We start from the raw sequence: 19,491 nt of genomic DNA, 5'->3' as shown, positions 1-19,491 counted from the left end.
CGTGACGAGGCCTCTCAGCTGACGTCGTGCACGGCACAACCCCCTGCCCCGCCCGAGCACGGGCGCGCAGACTCGTCGGAGTCCCCCGAGCACACCGCGTCTCGCGCGCGCCCGGGGCCCGACCCCGGAGACGAGACCATGCCCCCTCCCGCGCACGCCCCGCAGCACTGATGGAACTCGCCATCGCGGCGATCGTCGCCGTCTCGGTCCTCGTCGCCGTCGCCGTCTTCGCCAAGCGCCTCGGCGTCGCGGCGCCCATCGTCCTCGTGCTCGCCGGAGTCGGACTCTCGTTCCTCCCCGGCGTGCCCGAGGTGGTCGTCCCGCACGAGTGGGTGCTCGACGGCGTGCTGCCCCCGCTGCTCTACGCCGCGGCGATCAGCGTCCCGTTCCTCGACTTCCGCCGCAATCTGGCCACCATCACGGGGCTCTCGGTGATCCTCGTCGTGATCTCGGCCGCCGGAGTCGGGGTGCTGCTCTTCGCCCTGCTGCCCGAGCTCGGCCTGCCGCTCGCGATCGCCGTCGGCGCGATCATCAGCCCGCCGGATGCGGTGGCCGCCACCTCGGTCGGGCGCCGGCTCGGCCTCCCGCCGCGCCTGCTCACCCTGCTCGAGGGCGAGGGGCTGATCAACGACGCGACCGCGCTGGTCCTCCTCCGCTCCGCGCTCGCCGCGGCCGCCGGCACCCTCGCCACCCCGTGGGCGGCCGTGGGCGACTTCCTCTACGCCGTGGTGATGGCGGTGGTCGTCGGCCTCGTGGCGAGCATCGTCACGGTCTTCGTGCGCTCGCGCCTCGAGGATCCGGTGCTCAACACCGTCATCTCGTTCATCGTGCCGTTCGTCGCCTTCATCCCCGCCGAGGGCCTCGGCGCCTCGGGCGTGCTCGCGGTCGTCGTCGCGGGGCTGCACACGGGCCACGCCTCCTCGCGCGCCTTCACCGCGCAGTCGCGGGTGAACGACCGCATCAACTGGCGCACCGTGCAGTTCCTGCTCGAGAACGGCGTGTTCCTCCTGATCGGGCTCGAGATCCGCGGCCTGATCCAGGACGCCGACAGCGCCGTGCTCGGAATCCCGGCCGCGGTCGGCATCGGACTGATCGCGACCGTCGGGCTGATCGTCGTGCGCTTCCTCTGGGTCGGACCCGTGCTGCTCGGCGAGCGCTGGCAGACCCAGCGCGCCGAGCGGCGGGCCCGGCAGCAGAAGGAGCTGCTCGACTCGACCGGCGGCGTGCGCCTGCCGCGCGAGGAGCGGAGGAAGGCCCGGCGGCGCTTCGAGCTGCGCCGTGCCGACTACCGGCACTTCAGCCGCAACGACATCGGCTGGCGCGGCGGGCTCGTGCTCGGCTGGTCGGGAATGCGCGGAGTCGTGACGCTCGCTGCCGCGCAGTCGCTGCCCGAGGACATCCCCTACCGCGCTCAGCTCGTGCTGATCGCCTTCACCGTGGCGGTCTCGACCCTGCTCGTGCAGGGCAGCACGCTCCCCCTGCTCATCCGCGCGACCGGGATCCGCGGAGTCGACGTGCCGGAGGACCAGCGCGAGCTCGCCGGGCTGCTCGACGAGATCACCGAGAAGGGCCTCTCGGTGCTCGAGAGCCCCGGCGACGTTGTCGAGGGGGTCGAGGAGGTGGACCCCGACGTGCTCGAGCGCGTGCGGCAGACGTCGTTCCTGCGGTCGGAGGCGGCGTGGGAGCGGTCTCGCGGCACCCGGCGCGACGTGGCCGACACTCCGCACCGCCTGTACCGCGCCCTGCGGCTGGCGGTCGTCACGGCCGAGCGGGAGGCGCTGCTCGACGCGCGCTCGCGCCGGGCCTACCCGCAGCGCATCCTCGCCCAGGCGCAGTCGATGCTCGACCTCGAGGAGACCCGACTGCGGCTGCGCCGTGGGACCACGACGTGACAGACCGGAACCACGGCATGACGGACCGGGGCGGAGTCGACCCGAACGACTCCGCCCCGATGGCGATCACTGTAGGTGCCGCGCGCCGAGTTCGCTGGGGGCGTTGACTTCCAGGTTGGACGTCCGGAGGAGCGCTCAGAGCGCGCCCGGCGGCACCGGCGGCGCGTCGGGCACGTCGAACACCGCCGAGCGGGGGAAGAGCAGTGTCGGCATCCGCTGCGCCGGTGCGATGTCCAGCAGCTCGCGGGCGTCGGACAGCACGTGTGCGGCGTACCCCGCGTCGACCGCCCCCGGGTCGGCGAACGCGTCGATCAGTGTGCGGAGCACAGGGCGCGACGAATCGCTGAGGGACGGCATGACGGCTCGACTCGTTCGGCGGGTTCCGCGGCGCGAGAGCGCGCAACGGTGAGAGGAGGTTTCGGGCCTCCTGCGGCGTTCCAGGTGCAACGACGCTACCGAAGAGCCCGCCCCGTCCGGAGGACGGTTGACAGACGCCGGGAGCAGCCCGTCGACCCGCGTCCCGAGTGGCCGACCGCGCCTGACGAGGGGGTCAGACCCCCGGCGACCGCGTCAGGATCGCGACGACGAACAGCGCCGCCCAGAGCGCCCCGCAGATCAGCAGGCGCAAGTTGCCGAGCACGATGTCCTCGGGAGCCGACGCGCGGCCCCGCTCGATGTCGAGCGCGTAGAGGAAGAGCGCGGCGCCGAACGGCACCACCGAGGCCATCGACCAGAGCGAGTCGTCTCCGTTGAGGAAGAGGGCCCACAGCGCGTACGAGATCATCGTCAGCGACGCCGCGACCGACCAGATGAAGCGCAGGTAGCCCGCCGTGTAGACCTTGAGCGTCGAGCGCGTGTGGCTCTCCTCCTTGCCCTCGCTCTGCAGCTTCTCGGAGTAGCGCTTGCCCGCCACCATGAAGAGCGAGCCCGACGACACGGCCAGGAGGAACCACTGCGTCAGCGGGATGTCGGCCACCGCGGCGCCCGAGATCGCGCGCAGCACGAATCCGCCCGCCACGATCAGGATGTCGATCACCGGCTCGTGCTTGAGCCAGATGCAGTACGAGATCTGCATGACCAGGTACCCGGCGAGCGTCGCGGCGAACCAGGTGAACCCGGCGAGGAACGTGACCAGCGGCGGCACGATCATCAGCACGAAGGCCGCGATCCACGCGACGCGCACCGGCAGTGCGCCCGACGCGATCGCGCGGAAGCGCTTCTTGGGGTGGGCGCGGTCCGACTCGATGTCGAGCAGGTCGTTGAGCATGTAGCCGCCGGAGGAGGCGAGGCTGAAGGCGACGGCCGCGATGATCGCGGCGACCAGCACCTCGGGCTCGACGATCCGCGCGGAGGCGATCGGAGCAGCGAGGACGAGGACGTTCTTGAGCCACTGCCGGGGGCGCATGGCGGCGACGAGTGCACGAGCGGTACTCACGGCGTCTTCCTCTGCTGATCAGGGGGAGCGGACGCTGAGTGCGAGCCGCGACGGATTTTCGCATGGAGCGACGCTCAATCTACAATCGCCTCTGACCTGCGGTGCCCACTCCTGGCGCGGCGCGGGCGACCACGATCGGCACGGAGAGAAGGCGCATGCGGACCACCGTGCTCTACGTGGCCTTCGCCGCGCTGGCGACCGCGGTGAATCTCGGCACCCAGATGCTCGTCGAGCTGGTGATGACGGGCGACTGGGCGACCGTCGTCGCCGTCCTCGCGGGCACCCTGACGGGGGTGATCGCCAAGTACGTCCTCGACAAGCGCTACATCTTCCGGCACGAGACGATGAACGCGGCGCACGGCGTGAAGACCTTCTTCCTCTACGGCGTGATGAGCGGCGTGACGACGCTGATCTTCTGGGGCTTCGAGTTCGGCTTCCTCCACCTCTTCGGCACCGACGTCGCCCGCTACACCGGGGCCGTGATCGGTCTCGCCATCGGCTACGTCGCCAAGTACCACCTCGACAAGAACGTCACCTTCCAGGGCCCTCGTGAGGAGCCAGCATGACCGCAGCCGTCTCCTCCTGGGGTCTGCTCACGCGCGACCAGCACAGCGTCGTCGCGATCACGAGCGCCGAGCAGGCGCAGGACGCCCTGTCGCGCGGCGACGGGGGCATCGCGCACGGCGTCGGTCGCAGCTACGGCGACGTCGCCCTCAACGGCGGCGGCGTGATCTGGGACTTCAGCGGCTTCGACCGCCTGTTGTCGTTCGACGACGAGACCGGCCTGCTGCGGGCCGAGCCGGGCGTGCTGCTCAAGGACGTGCAGGCCGTGTTCTCGCCCCGCGGCTGGATGCTGCCCGTCACCCCCGGCACCAAGAACGTGACCCTGGCGGGCGCGATCGCGAACGACGTGCACGGCAAGAACCACGCCTCCGCCGGCACGATCGGGCGGCACGTCGTGTCGTTCACGCTGCTCCGGAGCGACGGCTCGTCGTCGCGCTGCAGCCCGACCGAGAACGTCGAGCTGTTCGAGGCGACCATCGGCGGCCTGGGGCTCACCGGCCTCGTCGTCGAGGTCGAGCTGCGCCTCAAGCGCGTGCCGGGCCCGTGGCTGGTGACCGAGGACGTCCCCTTCCAGACGCTCGAGTCCTACCTCGACCTCGTGCACGAGTCGATGGACTCCTTCGAGCACACCGTGGCGTGGATCGACGTGACCACCGGAGGCGGTCGCCGCGGCGTCTACTCCCGCGGCGACACGACCGCGGCGCCCGAACTGCCCCTGGCGCGGGCCGGCGCCCTGCGGGTGCCGTTCGCCTTCCCGCTGTCGGTCGTGAACCGCGCGACACTGCCCCTGCTGAACCGCGCCTACTACCGCCTCAAGGCCACGGGCGCCGGCCGCTCGGTGCAGCACTACGAGCAGTTCTACTACCCGCTCGACGCGATCGAGGGCTGGAACACCATGTACGGCCCGCGCGGCTTCTACCAGTACCAGAGCACCGTGCCGTGGGAGGGGGCGCTCGAGGTCACCCGCGAGATGCTCGCGCTGATCGCGGCGTCCGGCACCGGCTCCTTCCTCGGCGTGCTGAAGACGTTCGGGGCGCTCGAGTCGCCGGGGATGCTGAGCTTCCCCGCGCCGGGCGTGTGCTTCGCGCTCGACTTCCCCAACACGCCCGCCGCCCTGCCGCTGTTCGCGCGGCTCGACGAGCTGGTGACGGCGGTCGGCGGCCGGCTGTACGCCGCCAAGGACGCGCGGATGTCGCGCGAGATGTTCGAGGCCGGGTACCCGCGCCTCGCGGAATTCACCGCTCAGCGCGACCCGGGGATCTCCTCCGGCTTCTCGCGCCGAGTGCTCGGGAGCTGACGTGACCACTGGAACCCCTTCGAAGATCGTCGTCGTCGGAGCGACCTCGGCCATCGCCGAGCAGACGCTGCGCCTCTGGCTCGGCACCGGCGCGCGCTCGGCGCTGCTGGTCGGGCGCGACGCCGCCCGCCTCGAGAAGCTCGCCACCGACCTGCGCGTGCGCTTCCCGGCGGCCGCCCTCTCGGTGTCCGCCGTCGACCTGACCGACCCGGCCGCGATCTCCTCCGTCGTCGAGTCGTCCCTCGAGGGCGGCGCCCCCGACACCGTGCTGATCGCGCACGGCGCGATGACGACCCAGGAGGAGGCGTCGGCCGACCTCGCCGTCGCCCGCGACGTCCTCGTGGTCACCGGCGTCTCGGTGGCCCTGTGGATGGAGGCGTACGCGAACGCGCTGACCTCCGGCACCATCGGCGTGATCGGCTCCGTCGCCGGCGACCGCGGCCGCAAGACCAACTACGTCTACGGCTCGGCGAAGGGCCTCGTCGAGCGCTTCGCGCAGGGCCTGCAGCACCGCCTCGCCGGCTCGCGGCTCTCGGTCGTGCTGATCAAGCCGGGCCCGACCGACACTCCGATGACCGCGTCGATGAAGCAGAGCGGAGCGTCGCTCGCCCCGGTCGAGTCGGTCGCGAAGGACGTGGCGTCGGCGATGTCCTCCGGGAACGCCGTCGCCTACGCGCCGGTGAAGTGGCGCGTGATCATGACCGTGATCAAGCTGCTGCCGGCCCCGATCTTCAACAGGCTCAACATCTGACCGGAGGCCTGCTGCCCGCTCGAAGGGTGCGGGCCCTCTCTCTTTCAAGCTTCAGTGCGATTCATCCGATCCGTAGAGAACGTGCTTCGACGCGGCGCGGTCTGTCGCTGAGCCCGCAGACCGAACGACGAGAGCCGCGTCCGGAACGCTTGCTGTTGTTATACATCGGCCCGATCTATAACAAGAAGCCCGTTACGCCTCCGCCGCGTCGGGCCCTTCCGCCCACACGTCGTACCGTGCGGGCATTCGCACCCTCCGGTACTGGATCAACGTGGCCTGGGCGACGCCGTGCGCCCGCTCTCGGCACCTCGGAGCTCGGGAACGGCGCGATCGCGAGGCGCTACGTCCCGACCGGGAGTCGCTGAGCTCACTCCGACCGACGCCGTCCGCACGGGCGGCACTCGCGTGACCTGCTGGGGCGAGCCCTCCGCCCACGCCGAGCCGCCCGGTCTGCCGGGGGTGGCGCGCCAAGCGGTGAGTGATTCGTGCCGAGGACGTCACTTCGGGCTCTCGGGTCCGTCTCATCACCATGGCACTCACCCTCCCCGCCCTTCAGAACCTCCCCTCGATCGACGCACGCGCGCGCAGACGCCGGCAGCGTCGACTCGACGCTCAGGCGATCGCCGCCGCCGCACTCGTCAACGAGCGCTACCTCGACCCCCGCTTCACCATCCCGGCCCTCGCCCGCGAGCTCCGCGTCCCGCCGCTCCTGCTGCGCGCCCGCTTCCGCCGGTTCTACCGGCTCCCCCTCGACGAGCACCTCGCCCTGCAGCGCATCGAGCTCGCGACCCTCCTGATGTCCGCCGCCCCGCACCGCCTCGGCGCGCTCGAGGAGATCGCGCACTCGAGCGGCTATCCCGACGCGGGAGCGCTCGACCGGGACTTCCAGCACTACTGCCGCACCCCGGCCCTCGCCGCCTGGTTCCGCCGGGGACGCACCCGCGTCGAGCCGACCATCGGAACCAGAGCGTGAGCCCGCAGCCGCGCCTCCGCCGCACCCGCCTGCGTGCCGCGCTCCGCGCATTCCTCGGCCTTCCCACACCCTTCGACGAGGACCAGGACGACTACTGGACCGCCCTCCCCCGCACCGCCCGCAGCGACGGCGGGACCGAGCACACGACGGCCCAGCCCTGAGTGTGGGAGAGGTCCCCCGAGCCCGCGCCGGCCTCGAGCCCCTCGAGGAGAGCGACCCTCGCACGCTGAAGCAGAGCGGGGCGTCGCTCGCCTCCGTCGAGTCGGTCGCCCGCAACGTCGCTCTCACCTCCGGCCGTGCCGTCGCCTGCGCCCAGGCGAGGACCGCCGCTCAGACGATGCGGAGGGAGATCTCCCCCACGCCGTCGACTCCCGCCTCGAGGCGGTCGCCGCGCTGAATCGGCCCGACGCCCGCCGGCGTCCCCGTGAACACGAGATCGCCCGGGCGGAGGGCGACGGACCTCGAGAGCGCCGAGACGATCTCGGGGATCGACCAGATCATGTCGCCGAGGTCGCCGGTCTGGCGACGCTCGCCGTTGACGTCCAGCCAGATGCCGCCCGCCTCGAGCACGTCGTCCCGACGGCGGATCGCGCCGACGGGAGCGGATCGGTCGAAGGCCTTTCCCCACTCCCACGGGCGCCCGTGCTTCTTCGCCTCGGCCTGCAGATCGCGCCGAGTGAGGTCGATGCCCACCGCGTAGCCGAAGACGGTGCGGGCCGCCTCCGTCACCGAGACGTCGACGGCCGCGGTGCCGATGGCCACGACCAGCTCGATCTCGTGGTGCAGGTCTCCGGTCAGCGGCGGGTACGGGATGTCGCCGCCGGCCTCGACGACCGCGTCGGCGGGCTTCATGAAGAAGAACGGAGCCTCGCGCTCGGGGTCCCCGCCCATCTCGCGGGTGTGCTCGGCGTAGTTCCGCCCCACGCAGAACACGCGTCGGACGGGCCACAGCTCGCTCGACTCCGCGAGGGCCACGGTCGTCCGTGCGGGCGGCGGGATCACGTACTGCATCAGCGTCTCCTTCTCTCGATGTCCCGGTCCCGTCACCAGCGGCGGACCTCCTGGTCGCTGCAGGTCAGCCGTCCCGCCAGAGCACCGCGGCGACCGCCCCCGCGACCGACGACAGCCCGAGCACGGCGGCGGCCACCACGAAGCCGGTCGGATCGCCGACGGCCCGCCCCGCGAGCGCCCCGCTGCCCGAGAAGGCGGTGACGACTCCGAACACCGCGGCGGTGCTCAGCATCAGCGAGCCGTTGTGCAGGACGGAGCGGAAGCCGTTGGCGACCGCTCGCCGGTCGGCCGCGACGCCCTGCATCACCCGCCGGGTGAGCGCCGCCATCACGATCCCCTCCCCGAGGCCGACGGGGATCAGCGCCGGCACGATCCACGCGGGCTCCGCTCCGACGGCGAAGTCCACCGCCAGCCAGCCGAGCCCGACGGCGACGAGGACGCCTCCGCCGATGGTGAGCGCCCGCGCCGACACCCAGCGACCGGCCCAGCCGGCGCCGGGTGCTCCGATCATCATGGCCGCGCCCATCGGCACGGCCATCGCGCCGGCCTCGAGCGCACTCGCTCCGCGGATCGCCTGGAGGTACAGGGCGACGAGAACGACGACGGAGCCGAAAGCGAACGAGATGCACAGGCTCGCGAGGTACACCAGCGCCCGCGGCCCGACGATCACCGCGGGATCCAGCAGCGGCTCCCGCGCACCGCCGCGTGCCAGTCGCGACTGCGAGTACGCGAAGACGACCACGACGAGGAGCGCACCGCCGAGGAGGAGCCAGCTCGCCGGCGCGGTCGGCTCGGCCGAGAGCCGCTCCCCCGCGAGGAGCACGCCGCCGATCCCCGCGAGCGAGAGCAGGGCACCCGCGAGGTCGAAGCGGAATCGGCGGATCGGAGGCGCATGCACGTGCGCCAGGGCGCGCCAGCCGAAGCCGATCGCCACGGCGGCGAGGGGCAGGGTCGCCACGAAGACCGCTCGCCAGTCGAAGTGCTCGAGCAGCAGCCCGCCCAGGAGGGGGCCCGCCAGAGTCGACAGGCCGCCGATCGTGACGTTGAGGCCGAGTACGAGGGGGAGCTGCGCGAGCGGGATCACGTCGCTGAGGACGGCGGTGGAGTTCGCGACCGCACTCGCGGCGGCGAGACCCTGCACCGCTCGCGCCGCGATCAGCACGCCGTCCGAGCTCGCGAGGCAGCACACGAGCGACCCGACGAGGAACGCGATCACCCCGCCGAGGTAGAACCAGCGTCGACCGAGCAGGTCGGACAGCTTGGCGAAGACCAGGATCGCCGCCGAGTTGCCGAGCAGGAACGCGAGGATCATCCAGGCCGCCGAGTCGGCGCCGCCCGCGAGCGTCGCGCTCATCGAGGGGATGGCGACGCTCAGCGCTCCGGCGGAGCCGAAGACCATGAAGCCCGAGACGGACGTCGTCGTCAGGACGGCCGCGCGCACCCCCGCGCTGGGCACGACCGGCGACTCGAGCACTGTCGCGCTCATGCCGCGGCCTCGTCCTCGCGGCGGTCGACACGCGGGACGACCGCGATCGACCCCGTCTGCGGCAGCGCGCTCGTCCTCCACGGTCCACCGCGCGCCAGTGCGCAGACGAGCGCGAGCAGCGCGCCGGCTGCCAGCACCAGCATGGCCAGGGTGAACCCCGCCTCCGCGGCCGGGCTCGCGTCGGGCTCGGCGTAGCTGTCGATCCCGGAGGCGGTGATCACGAGGAGCGAGACGCTCGTGCCCAGGGTCGCCGCGCTGTTGTAGAGCATCGACCGCACCGCGTTCGCCACGGTGCGCCGCGCCGGCTGCACTCCGTGCATGATCGCGGCGGTGTTCGGCGTGGTGAAGACGCCGATCCCGACGCCGACGAGCACCAGCCACAGGCTCACGGTGAGCACGTCCGCCCCGCGGGAGAAGAAGGCGAGCCCGGCGAGCCCGAGCACCAGCAGCCCGCCGCCGACCGCCGCGAGCGTGCGCACGGTGAGCACCCCCGAGAGCCGGCCGGCCAGCGGCGTCGCCAGGACCATCGCGAGGGCCATCACCATGATCACGACCCCGGCTTCGGCGGCGGACCGACCGCCGACGATCTGCTGGTGGAGGACGACCAGCAGGGTCACGCCGGCCCGCGCGAAGGAGTTGAAGAACGCGGCCCCGTAGGCCAGGGCCCTCTTGCGATCGTTCACCAGGGCGACGTCGACCAGCGGATGCCGGACGCGCCGCTCCACCAGGACGAAGAGCGTGATCAGCACGGCTCCGAGGGCCAGGCACGCCCAGACCCAGGGGTCGCCGGGCCCCGAGGCGGACACGCGGTTCACCCCGTACAGCACGGCGGCCAGGCCCGCCGCCGACAGGACCGCTCCCGCGTAGTCGAAGCGCTCACCGGCCGCGCCCGACCGGGTCGACGGTAGGAAGCGGATGCCGAGAGCGAGCGCGGCGACTCCGAAGGGCACGTTCACGAGGAACACCGACTGCCAGCCGAAGGTCGAGACCAGCACGCCTCCGACCGCGGGGCCGATCGTGTTCGCGACCGCCGCGGCCGTGAGGTTGAGGCTGAGACCGTAGGCCAGCCGCTTCGCAGGGAAGGCGTCGGCCACCAGGGCGGAGGTGTTCGCGACGATCGTCGCAGCGGAGACACCCTGCAGTGCGCGCACGGCGATGAAGGTGCCGGCGTCGGGAGCGATCACGGCGAGCCCGCTCAGCACCATGAAGGCGGCCATGCCCCACAGATAGATGCGCTTGCGGCCGATCATGTCCGAGATCCGCCCGAAGACGAGGATCGACGCCGTGTTGGCCAGCAGGAACGCGAGCAGGAACCAGTCGGCGAGGGCGGCCGGCGCTCCGAAGTCGTCCGAGAGCGCCGGCAGCGCCACGGTGACAGAGGTGGCGTTGATCAGGATGAGCATCAGTCCGAGGCTGGTGACCGCCAGGACCGAGTAGGCCGAGCGCATCATCGCCGGCTCGACCGCACGTGGTGAGGACGTGGTGGTTCAACTCCTTCAGCGGAACGGGGGTGGAGACGGCGCGGAGGAGAGGAGGGGACCGGTGCACGGCCGGTCCCCTCTGCTCACTCGGTCGCCGAGATGTTCCCGAAGTCGATCGCGTTCTCGGAGCGGTAGGCGAAGCCCGTCACGCTGGTGCGGAAGACCTGCGAGGGCTGGATCGAGCAGACGAAGATCTCGGGCGCCGACTCGATGAGCACCGTCTGCGCCTGGATCCAGAGCTCGCCCGCCTCCTCGCTCAACGGGTCCGGCAGTGCCTGCGCGGCGTCGACGTGGGTCCAGAAGGTCGCAGCCGACGCGTCCTCCCAGCGCGACGGGTTCGAGGCGTCGTTGTCGGGCTTGAAGAAGATGGTGCAGGAGTAGGTGGGCGTCTGGACCTGGCAGCGGTTGCGGTAGATGATCGCCTGACCCGTCGCCTGCGCCCTCGTGGTCCCGAAGTCGGCAGCGGGCATCTGGTTGATCTCGATGTCGAAGCCGGCGTCCTTCGCGTAGGACTGGATCAGCACGCTGGCGTCGATGAGGTCGGTCGTCGCAGTCGAGACCGACAGCGTGTACGCGACCCGGTCGACTCCCGCCTCCTCCAGCAGCGCGAGCGCCTTCTCGGGGTCGTACTCGTAGGTGGGCAGCGAGTCGACCGAGTAGTTCTTCGTGGACGGGTTGATGTTGCCGATCGTCGTCGTCGCCCGGCCCGAGTAGATCTGCTCCATGATCTCCGCGTACGGGACCGCGTAGGCCATCGCCTGGCGGACGCGCTCGTCATCGAAGGGGGCCTTGTTCGTCACCAGGGTGAGGTCGACGTACTCGATCGGGTTCTCGGCCGACGGCACGACGACTCCCTGGGCGTTCGCCAGGCGGCTCTGATCGGTCGGGCGGCAGCCCTCCGCCATGTCGACGTCGCCCGTCGACACGAGGGTCGCCCGCGTCCCCGCATCGCCGACGACCCGGAGGGTCACCTTGGCGATCGAGGGCTCGCCGTAGGCGTAGCCGCTGTTCGCGGTGAGGACCATCTCCTGATCGGGGGTCTGCGACGTGACGTGATAGGGCCCGTGACCCCAGCCTCCGTTGGTCTTCGCCCAGGTGACCGCGTAGGGGTCCTCGGCCGTCGTGTTCGCGAGGAGGGCGACGGAGTCGTAGATGTGGCCCTGCAGGTTCGCCAGCAGGCCCAGGAAGGTCAGACCGAACCCTGCGCTGGTGAGGGTGAAGGTCACCGTCGCGTCGTCGACCTTCGCGAGCGCCTCCGGCCCTGCGAAGCCGGCCAGCCAGACGCTCTTGGAGTACGTCCCGACGTTCCACTTGCGCTCGAAGGAGTAGAGCACGTCATCGGCCGTCAGCGGGTTGCCCAGGGGCGACACCACGTCGGGACGCAACCGGAAGGTGTAGACCAGCCCGTCGTCCGAGACCTCGTACGACTCCGCGAGGTAGCCGACGTACTCGTTGAAGTCCTGCACGACGGTGCCCTCCGTCTCGCCGTCGATGTAGGGGTTCCGGACGAGACCGGCCTGGAGGTTCGCGTTCATCTCGAACGACTCCAGCGTCAGACCGCCTCCGCCGACCACTCCGTCGAGGGTCGGGGCGAGCGCGGGGACCGCGACGACGAGCTCGGTCTTCGAGGCGCCCGACGCCTGCGGCGCCGCAGTCGACGAGCCCGTGCAGGCGGCGAGAGCGAGGGCGGCCAGACCGGAGACGCCTCCGGCGAGCACGGCGCGACGACCGATGGCAGCAGAGAGGATGCCGGCGCCGCGTGCGGAGAAGGAGGTGCTGGAGGGCGGGGCGAGGCGGGAGTTCGGGGTGGGATTCACGGTGATTCCTCTGATTCGGGCACAGCTGGACGAGGGTCCGACGGCGTCGGACCCCGAGTGCAGGGGGACAGTGGTGCGGGCAGTCAGCGAGCTGCGGCGGGGCCCCGGGTCAGCCGGGTCAGTGCTCCGGTCACGCCCGAGGCCGAGGCCACGGCGATGCAGAGCGCGAGAGCGGGGAACAGGGTGGTCCACCAGCCGCCGAGCATGACGTCCGAGACTCCGCTCGAGATCATCACTCCCCACTCCGGTGTCGGCGGATTGAGACCCACGCCGAGGAAGCCGAGTGACGCCGAGACGATGATCGAGATGCCGAAGATGGTCGAGCTGTTCTCGATCGCGGGGCGGGCCGAGTTCGGCAGCACGTGCCGGAGCATGATCCGCCACGGCCGCAGCCCTGCCATCACGGCGGCGTCCACGTAGGCGTCGCTGCGCACCTTCAGCACCTCCGCCCGGGTGAGCCGCACCTGGTTCGGGAGCAGGATCAGCGAGAGCGCGATGCTGAGGCTGAGGACCGATGGGCCGAACAGGCCGACCACGACGACGCCGACGATCAGCGGAGGGACAGCGTCTGTCAGGTCGATGAAGCGATTGACCCCGCGGCCGGCGACCCCCATCACTCCTGTCGTCGCCTCGTTCATCCCGACGATCAGACCGATGACCAGACCGAGGACCGTGGCGAAGATCGTGACCAGGAACGCCATCAGCAGATTGATCTGCGTGGCCGCGATCGTCCGCGAGAAGACGTCCATGCCGGTCGCGTCCGTGCCGAAGAGGTGGGTCGCGTCCGGCGCGAGGTTCGACGGGCCCGCCACCCGCTCGGGGTCGAACGGCACGATGACCCGGGCGAAGAGCGTGATGAGCACCAGGATCCCGAACGGGACGGCGCCGATCCAGACGGGTGCGCGCCTACGAGTGACCTCGGAGCGGAGGCGCGGCTGCGGGAGCCGCAGGCGGGTGAGGGTGGTCATGGTGTCATCCGTCCACTCGTGCGCCGGGTCGCCGGCGCGGATCGAGGAGCATGTTGGCGATGTCGACGAGGAAGAAGACGACCAGGCACAGGGCGGCGATCACGACCAGGAAGCCCTGCAGGCCGAGGAAGTCGAGAGTCTCGACGGAGGTGATCGCGAACGTGCCGACTCCGCCGAATCCGAAGAGCTGCTCGATCACGACGACACCGCCGATGAGACCGCCGAACATCGCCCCCAGCATCACGACGGAGGAGGCGCTCGCGCGTCGCAGGATGCTGCGGTAGATGGAGGAGCGCGTCGCCCCGGAGGCGATCTTGAACAGCGTCGACGGGGCCGACACCTGCTCCTCGACTCCCAGATTCAGCTGCTTCCACAGGCTGGGCGTGTGCACCAGGACGATCACGGCCAACGGCAGCGCGTAGTGGGCCCAGAGCGACGCGAAGCCGACCCAGTCGCCGCTGATCACCGTGTCGATCAGAGGGAAGCCGGTGACGACGGGCAGCGTGGCTCCTGGATCGACCCGGCCGATGGGCGCCGGGACGATGCGCAGGAATGTGTAGAAGAGCACGAGGCCGAGGATGGCGACCGCGAAGTCCGGCACCGATCCCGCCAGACGTCCGTAGAAGCGCAGCGCCGCGTGCAGCTGCCGATTGCTCGTCAGCATCGTCACGAGCGCGAGCGTGAGCGCCAGAGCGACGGCACCGAGCAGCCCCAGGGCGACGAGCTCGATCGTCGACGGGAGCCGCGTCATGATCTCTGTCCAGACCGGGCGTCCCGTGATGGGCGAGGTCCCGAGGTCGAGGCCCAGGAGCTGCCGCCAGAACGCGACGAGCTGGTCCCAGAGCGACCCGCCGAGACCCATCGACTCGGCGGCCGCGTCGTAGTCCTCGGTGGTGAAGCCGGCACTCGTGTCCATCCGCGCGAGCACGGGGTCGCCGGGCACGAGCCGGACGAGGAAGAACGCGACGGTCGCGAAGACCGCGATGTGGAGCGGGAGCACCAGGGCGCGGGTGATCCACCAGCGGTTGCGGTTCAGGAACGTGGTCACAGGCCTTCTCCTCTCAGAGCGGGTGTCGGGGTGGTCTCCCGCTGGACAGCGGTGGTCGGAGGGCCGACGGGCCGGGCAAGAGCGAGCCAGGACCCTCCGCGGGAGATCGACGCGACGGTCGCGGCGATCCCGAACGCGGCGAGGAGCAGCCCGGCGGCGACGAAGGCCGAAGCGACGGCCGCCCGATTCGAGACGACTGTGTCGTAGCCGTCGATGCCCACCGCGGCGAGGCCGGCGGTGACGAGCACCAGCGCGACGGCGGTGCCCGTCGTCTGAGCCCCGTTGAAGAGGAGGGAGCGCACGCCGTTCGCGATGCCCCGCCGCGACACGGGCAGCCCTGTCATGATCGCGGCGGTGTTGGGGGCGGTGAAGACGCCGTTGCCGGCACCCACCAGCAGCAGGCCGGCGATCAGCAGGCCGCTCGATGCCTGGCCGAACGAGGCGGCGGTGAGCCCGTAGCCGACCGCCGAGAGCGCGCAGCCGGTCGAGGACACGGTCCGCGACGAGAACCTCCTGGCCAGGACACCGGCCATCGGCGACGTGACCACGAGAGCCGCCGCGGTCACGGCCGCGATCAGACCGGCCTGCACGCTCGAGACTCCGAGCACGAGCTGCTGGTGCAGCACGACCAGCACGAGGACGGCGGACTGCGGGAACGCCATCAGGAAGGCGCTCGTCAGCGCGAGCGCTCTGGCCCGCTCGATCAGGATCGACGTGTCGATCAGGGCGACCGTCGTGCGCCGCTCCACCACCGCGAAGATCATCCCGAGGACCAGCGCGAGGGCGAAGAGGGTCAGCACGCGCGGGTCGTCGAGGCCCCAGACCGACACCCGGTTCACGCCGAGCAGGAGCGCCGCGAGGGCCGCCGCGACGAGGACGGCGCCCACGACGTCGAAGCGATCGCCGGCGGAGCGCGACCGGTGGTCCTTCGGGAGGATGAGCATCCCGAGGATCAGGGCGAGGACACCGAACGGCACGTTCACCAGGAACAGCGAGCGCCAGCCCATCGATTCGAGGAGCACGCCACCCAGGACGGGTCCCACGATCGAGGCGGCGGAGGCGGCCATGATGTTGATGCTCAGGCCGAGAGTCAGCATCGTGGGCGGGAACGTGTCCGAGATGATCGCGTTCGCGTTCGGGATGATCGACGCCGCGGCCACCCCCTGCAGAGCGCGCAGGACGATCAGGGTGATCGGATCGACGACGACGGAGGCGATCAGGCTGGCCGCGATCATCAGGACGAGTCCCGCGAGGTAGAGCCGACGCCGGCCGACCATGTCCGACAGCCGCGAGAAGACGAGCACGGTCATCGACAGCGCGAGCATGTACGCCAGCAGGAACCAGTCGGCGGTCGCCGCGGTCACGCCCAGGTCGCCCGAGATCGCCGGCAGCGCGACGTTGATCGACGTCGCGTTGACGAACATCAGCATGCTTCCGAGCGTGGTGACGACGAGGACCGCCCACGGAGAGCGCAGTGCCGCCATCAGGCCGTCAACTCCGCCTGGATGGGTTCGACCGGAACGAGGTGACGTGGAGCGCGGGTGTACGCGTCGAGGAGGGAGACCGTGTAGGGATGCGCGGGGCTGTCGAGCACCTGATCGGTCGGGCCGTGCTCGACGACCGCTCCGTCGCGCATGACGAGGAGCGAGTCGGCGACGAAGGCGGTGGCGGGCAGGCCGTGCGACACGAAGCCGAGCCCGACCTGATAGGTCTCGCAGTAGTCGCGGATCATGTTCAGCACGGCGCCCTGGACCGAGACGTCCAGGGCCGAGACGACCTCGTCGCACAGGAGCACCCGCGGGCGCACGACCAGGGACCGCGCGAGCGAGAACCGCTGGCGCTGACCGCCCGAGAGCTGGCTCGGATAGCGCCCGAGATGCGCCGGGTCGAGACGGAGCAGCTCGAGCACCTCGAGGATCTCGGACGCCGCGGCGTCGCCTGTGACGCCGCGGAGGACTCGGAGCGGGGTCGCCACCGCATCGCGGAGGGTGCGCCGCGGATCGAACGACGAGAACGTGTCCTGAGCGACGTACTGGACGCTCCTGCGCAGTTCGAGTGTCCCGGCCGCCGTCCGCTGCAGCAGCTGCAGCGACCGGCCGTTCAGGGTCACGTCGCCGGCGGTCGGCTTCTCGAGGCCGACGAGCAGGCGCGACAGCGTGGACTTCCCGGACCCCGACTCGCCGACGATCCCGAGCGAGGTCCGCGAGTTGATCTCGAGATCGACGGGCTTCACCGCGACGTGCCGGCTCGCTCCCCGTCCGAAGCTCTTGGTGACTCCCTCCGCCCGCAGCGAGACGAGCTCACGGACCGCGTTCACGCCGACACTGCTTCGTCGAGGTCGATCCGGCCCTGGTCGGCGAGGGTGGGCAGGCGGTGCATGCGCGCCGTCTGGAGGGTGGGCACGCAGGCCGTCAGCGCGCGGGTGTAGGGGTGGGTCGCGTCCTCCTCGATGCGGTCGGCCCGGCAGATGTCGACGATCCGCCCGTGGTACATCACGATCACCCGGTCCACGTACATCCGGCAGAGCTCGATGTCGTGGCTGACGATCAGGAGGCTCGCACCGGTCCGCTGCGTCATGTCGGCGAGCAGGTCCATCACGTCGCGGCTGACGGAGGCGTCGAGCGCCGACGTCGGCTCGTCCGCTATCAGCAGCCGCGGCTCACTGCAGATCGCCAGCGCGATCATCACCCGCTGGCGCATGCCTCCGGAGAGTTCGTAGGGGCGCAGCTTCAGGATGCGCTCGGTGTCCGAGAGGCCGACGCGACGCAGCCACTCGGCGGCGCGCTCTCTCGCGGCCCGTCGGCCGAGCCGGCCGACGCCGCGGAGCACGTCCGTGAACTGGCTGCCTACCGTGGCGACCGGGTCGAGCGAGGTCATCGCGTCCTGGAACACCATCGACATCCCCGGCGTCCGGTGGGGCACGGTGCGCAGGGCTCCGCGGACCACGTCCTCGCCGTCGAAGCGGAAGGTCCCGAACCGGCGCTGGACCGACGCATCGGTCAGCAGGCCGGCGACGGCCAGGGCCAGGGTCGTCTTGCCCGAGCCGGACTCGCCCACGATGGCGACGTGCTCGCCGCGCTCGAGGGTGAACGCCGCGTCGTGCACGGCGATGTGCCGGTCGGCGCCGCTGCCGTAGCTGACCTCGGCGTCCGTGATCGTGAGAAGGGGATCGGTGCTCACAAGCTGTCCTCGCATCGTCTCTAGAACTCGAGCAGGTTGTCGCGGAAGGTGTCGAACGAGTACTCGGTCCGGGTCAGACCGCGGCGCTGCAGCGCCGGCACCAGCCCGTCGGCGATCTCGCTGACGTAGCGGCGGTTCAGGTCGAAGTTGGCGATCAGGAAGCCGTCTCCGCCGACCTCCTGCATCACCTCGTCCATCTGAGCCGCGACGGTGGCCGGAGTGCCGACCAGTTCGAGGGAGCCGGTCCCCTTGGTCAGGAACTCCCGGGGCGTCTTGCCGATCGCCTGCGCGAGCATCTGCTGGTGGCCGTTCGTCGTCGCCGTGGCCGGGATCGGCTCGTCGATGGGGAACTGCGCGAAGTCGATGCCCGAGTGCCGCGAGAGGTGCAGAAGACCGAGCTCGGGGTGGGCCTGGGCGAACGCCTTCTGCCGAGCCGACTTCTCGTGGGCCTCCGCATCCGTCTCGCCGAGGACCGGCGAGACCATGAACAGCACCTTCACGTCGTCGGGGTTGCGGCCCGCGACGACCGCTTCTCGCCGGATGTCCTCGCGGAACGTCTTCATCGCCTCCGGGCCGCCTTCGACCCCGGAGATGACCGAGTTCGCCGTGCGGGCGGCGAACCTCTTGCCGCGGGGGGATCCTCCGGCCTGCGTGAAGACTGGGCGGCCCTGGGGTGAGCGCGGAGCGTTCAGCGGGCCGCGGGAGCGGTAGAACTTCCCCTCGAAGTCGAGGGTGTGCACCTTCTCGAAGTCGGCCCAGACCCCGTTCTCCTCGTCGACGACCACGGCGTCCTCGTCCCACGACTCCCACAGCTGGCAGGCGAGATCGAAGAACTCGTCGGCCATGTCGTAGCGGAGGTCGTGCTCCTCGAGCAGGTCCTTCCCGTAGTTCTGCGCGCCGCGGTGGCTGGACGAGGTCACCACGTTCCAGCCCGTCCGCCCCTGGGACATGTGATCGAGGGTGTTGATCTTGCGGGCGAGCATGTACGGGTGGTACTCGGTGATCGACAGGGTCGGCACCACTCCGATGTGGCTCGTCAGGTGCGACATGATCGGCGCGAGCACCGAGGGGTCCATCTTGGGAGTCGCCGTGGCGCTCGAGAGGTAGGCCTTCGAGTCGCCGCCGTAGGCGTCGGGGACGTAGTTGGAGTCCTCGATGATGATGTAGTCGAACCGTGCGCGCTCGAGCGCCTGCGCGGTGTCGACCCACAGCTGCGGGCTCGCCCAGTCGACTCCTCCGCGACCCGACCAGGTCCGGTTCCACGACTTCACGCCGAACCCGCCGGCGCCGAACCAGGCGAGGTGGAAGGGTTTCGCTGACATCTCGTTCGCTCCTTGTGACTCCGCTGCTGCGGGAGGGTGGTGCTCGATCGGTTCCGGTGGTGGTCTCCACGGTAGGCAGCCCGTGTTTCATCGCCGGTCGCAAGGGGTGAAGAGGCGATTACGCCATGCCCCCGATTGAGGAATCCCAGGTCAGCGGGTCGTTCCCGCGCGGGATGGCTCGGTGTTCGCCGCATCGGGACCGACCAGCGCTCGGCATCGGAGCGTCGGTGGCTCCGATGCTCCGACGACGAAGGCCGCCGCGGCGC

The 19,491-nt window shown here is 70.9% G+C and carries 18 protein-coding genes; 6 read left to right on the top strand and 12 right to left on the bottom strand.

Going from position 1 to position 19,491, the window contains the following annotated elements; genetic code table 11:
* Positions 1-170: 170 nt before the first annotated feature.
* Positions 171-1,892 carry a cation:proton antiporter gene (locus GRS96_RS03270; RefSeq protein ID WP_159987710.1) on the top strand — a complete coding sequence of 574 codons (1,722 nt, stop codon included), beginning with the start codon at positions 171-173 and terminating at the stop codon, positions 1,890-1,892.
* Positions 1,893-2,027: 135 nt separating this feature from the next.
* On the opposite strand, the gene GRS96_RS03265 is transcribed toward GRS96_RS03270, so the two are convergent.
* Together GRS96_RS03265 and GRS96_RS03260 are read right to left on the bottom strand one after the other, a co-directional pair.
* A complete protein-coding gene (locus tag GRS96_RS03265; protein ID WP_159987709.1) occupies positions 2,028-2,249 on the bottom strand; it encodes a hypothetical protein in 222 nt (73 codons plus the stop codon).
* Between the two features lie 193 nt (positions 2,250-2,442).
* On the bottom strand, positions 2,443-3,327 hold the full coding sequence (locus GRS96_RS03260; RefSeq protein ID WP_159855918.1) for a decaprenyl-phosphate phosphoribosyltransferase: 885 nt from the start codon (positions 3,325-3,327) through the stop codon (positions 2,443-2,445).
* 155 nt (positions 3,328-3,482) lie between these two features.
* Between GRS96_RS03260 and GRS96_RS03255 the strand changes: the two genes are divergently transcribed.
* From GRS96_RS03255 to GRS96_RS03235, 5 genes are all read left to right on the top strand, one after another.
* The gene (locus GRS96_RS03255; protein ID WP_159987708.1) at positions 3,483-3,893 is read left to right on the top strand and encodes a GtrA family protein; all 411 of its coding nucleotides are present in this window, start codon (positions 3,483-3,485) and stop codon (positions 3,891-3,893) included.
* On the top strand, positions 3,890-5,188 hold the full coding sequence (locus tag GRS96_RS03250) for an FAD-binding oxidoreductase (protein WP_159987707.1): 1,299 nt from the start codon (positions 3,890-3,892) through the stop codon (positions 5,186-5,188). The genes GRS96_RS03255 and GRS96_RS03250 overlap by 4 nt, the downstream gene beginning before the upstream one ends.
* Position 5,189: 1 nt before the next feature.
* The gene (locus GRS96_RS03245; RefSeq protein ID WP_159855924.1) at positions 5,190-5,939 is read left to right on the top strand and encodes an SDR family NAD(P)-dependent oxidoreductase; all 750 of its coding nucleotides are present in this window, start codon (positions 5,190-5,192) and stop codon (positions 5,937-5,939) included.
* A gap of 529 nt (positions 5,940-6,468) precedes the next feature.
* A complete protein-coding gene (locus tag GRS96_RS03240; RefSeq protein ID WP_159855926.1) occupies positions 6,469-6,912 on the top strand; it encodes a hypothetical protein in 444 nt (147 codons plus the stop codon).
* Positions 6,909-7,073 (top strand): hypothetical protein, encoded by a 165-nt coding sequence (locus tag GRS96_RS03235; protein ID WP_159855928.1) that lies wholly within the window; start codon positions 6,909-6,911, stop codon positions 7,071-7,073. Before GRS96_RS03240 ends, GRS96_RS03235 begins: the two co-directional genes overlap by 4 nt.
* A gap of 169 nt (positions 7,074-7,242) precedes the next feature.
* Here GRS96_RS03235 and GRS96_RS03230 read toward each other — a convergent pair whose 3' ends face one another.
* From GRS96_RS03230 to GRS96_RS03185, 10 genes are all read right to left on the bottom strand, one after another.
* Entirely contained in the window at positions 7,243-7,923 is a 681-nt protein-coding gene (locus GRS96_RS03230; RefSeq protein ID WP_159855930.1) for a fumarylacetoacetate hydrolase family protein, read from the bottom strand.
* Between the two features lie 64 nt (positions 7,924-7,987).
* Entirely contained in the window at positions 7,988-9,409 is a 1,422-nt protein-coding gene (locus GRS96_RS03225; RefSeq protein ID WP_159855932.1) for an MFS transporter, read from the bottom strand.
* The gene (locus tag GRS96_RS03220; protein ID WP_159987706.1) at positions 9,406-10,860 is read right to left on the bottom strand and encodes an MFS transporter; all 1,455 of its coding nucleotides are present in this window, start codon (positions 10,858-10,860) and stop codon (positions 9,406-9,408) included. The genes GRS96_RS03225 and GRS96_RS03220 overlap by 4 nt, the downstream gene beginning before the upstream one ends.
* Before the next feature lie 113 nt (positions 10,861-10,973).
* Positions 10,974-12,707: an ABC transporter substrate-binding protein gene (locus tag GRS96_RS03215; protein ID WP_159855936.1), complete on the bottom strand. Its 1,734-nt coding sequence runs from the start codon at positions 12,705-12,707 to the stop codon at positions 10,974-10,976.
* Between the two features lie 83 nt (positions 12,708-12,790).
* Entirely contained in the window at positions 12,791-13,675 is an 885-nt protein-coding gene (locus tag GRS96_RS03210; protein WP_159855938.1) for an ABC transporter permease, read from the bottom strand.
* A 4-nt stretch (positions 13,676-13,679) separates the two neighbouring features.
* Positions 13,680-14,723, bottom strand: a complete 1,044-nt coding sequence (locus tag GRS96_RS03205) for an ABC transporter permease (RefSeq protein ID WP_159855940.1) — start codon at positions 14,721-14,723, stop codon at positions 13,680-13,682.
* Complete coding sequence (locus tag GRS96_RS03200) at positions 14,720-16,207, bottom strand: MFS transporter (protein WP_159855942.1); 1,488 nt, start codon at positions 16,205-16,207, stop codon at positions 14,720-14,722. The genes GRS96_RS03205 and GRS96_RS03200 overlap by 4 nt, the downstream gene beginning before the upstream one ends.
* Positions 16,207-17,040 (bottom strand): ABC transporter ATP-binding protein, encoded by an 834-nt coding sequence (locus tag GRS96_RS03195; RefSeq protein WP_204162023.1) that lies wholly within the window; start codon positions 17,038-17,040, stop codon positions 16,207-16,209. Before GRS96_RS03195 ends, GRS96_RS03200 begins: the two co-directional genes overlap by 1 nt.
* The gene (locus GRS96_RS03190) at positions 17,037-17,903 is read right to left on the bottom strand and encodes an ABC transporter ATP-binding protein (RefSeq protein ID WP_159855944.1); all 867 of its coding nucleotides are present in this window, start codon (positions 17,901-17,903) and stop codon (positions 17,037-17,039) included. Before GRS96_RS03190 ends, GRS96_RS03195 begins: the two co-directional genes overlap by 4 nt.
* Before the next feature lie 20 nt (positions 17,904-17,923).
* Positions 17,924-19,225: an NtaA/DmoA family FMN-dependent monooxygenase gene (locus tag GRS96_RS03185; RefSeq protein WP_159855946.1), complete on the bottom strand. Its 1,302-nt coding sequence runs from the start codon at positions 19,223-19,225 to the stop codon at positions 17,924-17,926.
* Between the last annotated feature and the right edge of the window lie 266 nt (positions 19,226-19,491).

The organism is Rathayibacter sp. VKM Ac-2803 (assembly GCF_009807175.1).
Taxonomy (GTDB): Bacteria; Actinomycetota; Actinomycetes; order Actinomycetales; family Microbacteriaceae; genus Rathayibacter.
This window is presented reverse-complemented; position numbering and strand designations above follow the sequence as displayed.

What these genes read in the sequence shown, in the direction of transcription:
- GRS96_RS03270 (WP_159987710.1), top strand. Translation starts at nt 171, where the DNA reads ATGGAACTCGCCATCGCGGCGATCGTCGCCGTCTCGGTCCTCGTCGCC.
- GRS96_RS03265 (WP_159987709.1), bottom strand. Translation starts at nt 2,249, where the DNA reads ATGCCGTCCCTCAGCGATTCGTCGCGCCCTGTGCTCCGCACACTGATC.
- GRS96_RS03255 (WP_159987708.1), top strand. Translation starts at nt 3,483, where the DNA reads ATGCGGACCACCGTGCTCTACGTGGCCTTCGCCGCGCTGGCGACCGCG.
- GRS96_RS03250 (WP_159987707.1), top strand. Translation starts at nt 3,890, where the DNA reads ATGACCGCAGCCGTCTCCTCCTGGGGTCTGCTCACGCGCGACCAGCAC.
- GRS96_RS03240 (WP_159855926.1), top strand. Translation starts at nt 6,469, where the DNA reads ATGGCACTCACCCTCCCCGCCCTTCAGAACCTCCCCTCGATCGACGCA.
- GRS96_RS03230 (WP_159855930.1), bottom strand. Translation starts at nt 7,923, where the DNA reads ATGCAGTACGTGATCCCGCCGCCCGCACGGACGACCGTGGCCCTCGCG.
- GRS96_RS03225 (WP_159855932.1), bottom strand. Translation starts at nt 9,409, where the DNA reads ATGAGCGCGACAGTGCTCGAGTCGCCGGTCGTGCCCAGCGCGGGGGTG.
- GRS96_RS03220 (WP_159987706.1), bottom strand. Translation starts at nt 10,860, where the DNA reads ATGATGCGCTCGGCCTACTCGGTCCTGGCGGTCACCAGCCTCGGACTG.
- GRS96_RS03210 (WP_159855938.1), bottom strand. Translation starts at nt 13,675, where the DNA reads ATGACCACCCTCACCCGCCTGCGGCTCCCGCAGCCGCGCCTCCGCTCC.
- GRS96_RS03200 (WP_159855942.1), bottom strand. Translation starts at nt 16,207, where the DNA reads ATGGCGGCACTGCGCTCTCCGTGGGCGGTCCTCGTCGTCACCACGCTC.
- GRS96_RS03185 (WP_159855946.1), bottom strand. Translation starts at nt 19,225, where the DNA reads ATGTCAGCGAAACCCTTCCACCTCGCCTGGTTCGGCGCCGGCGGGTTC.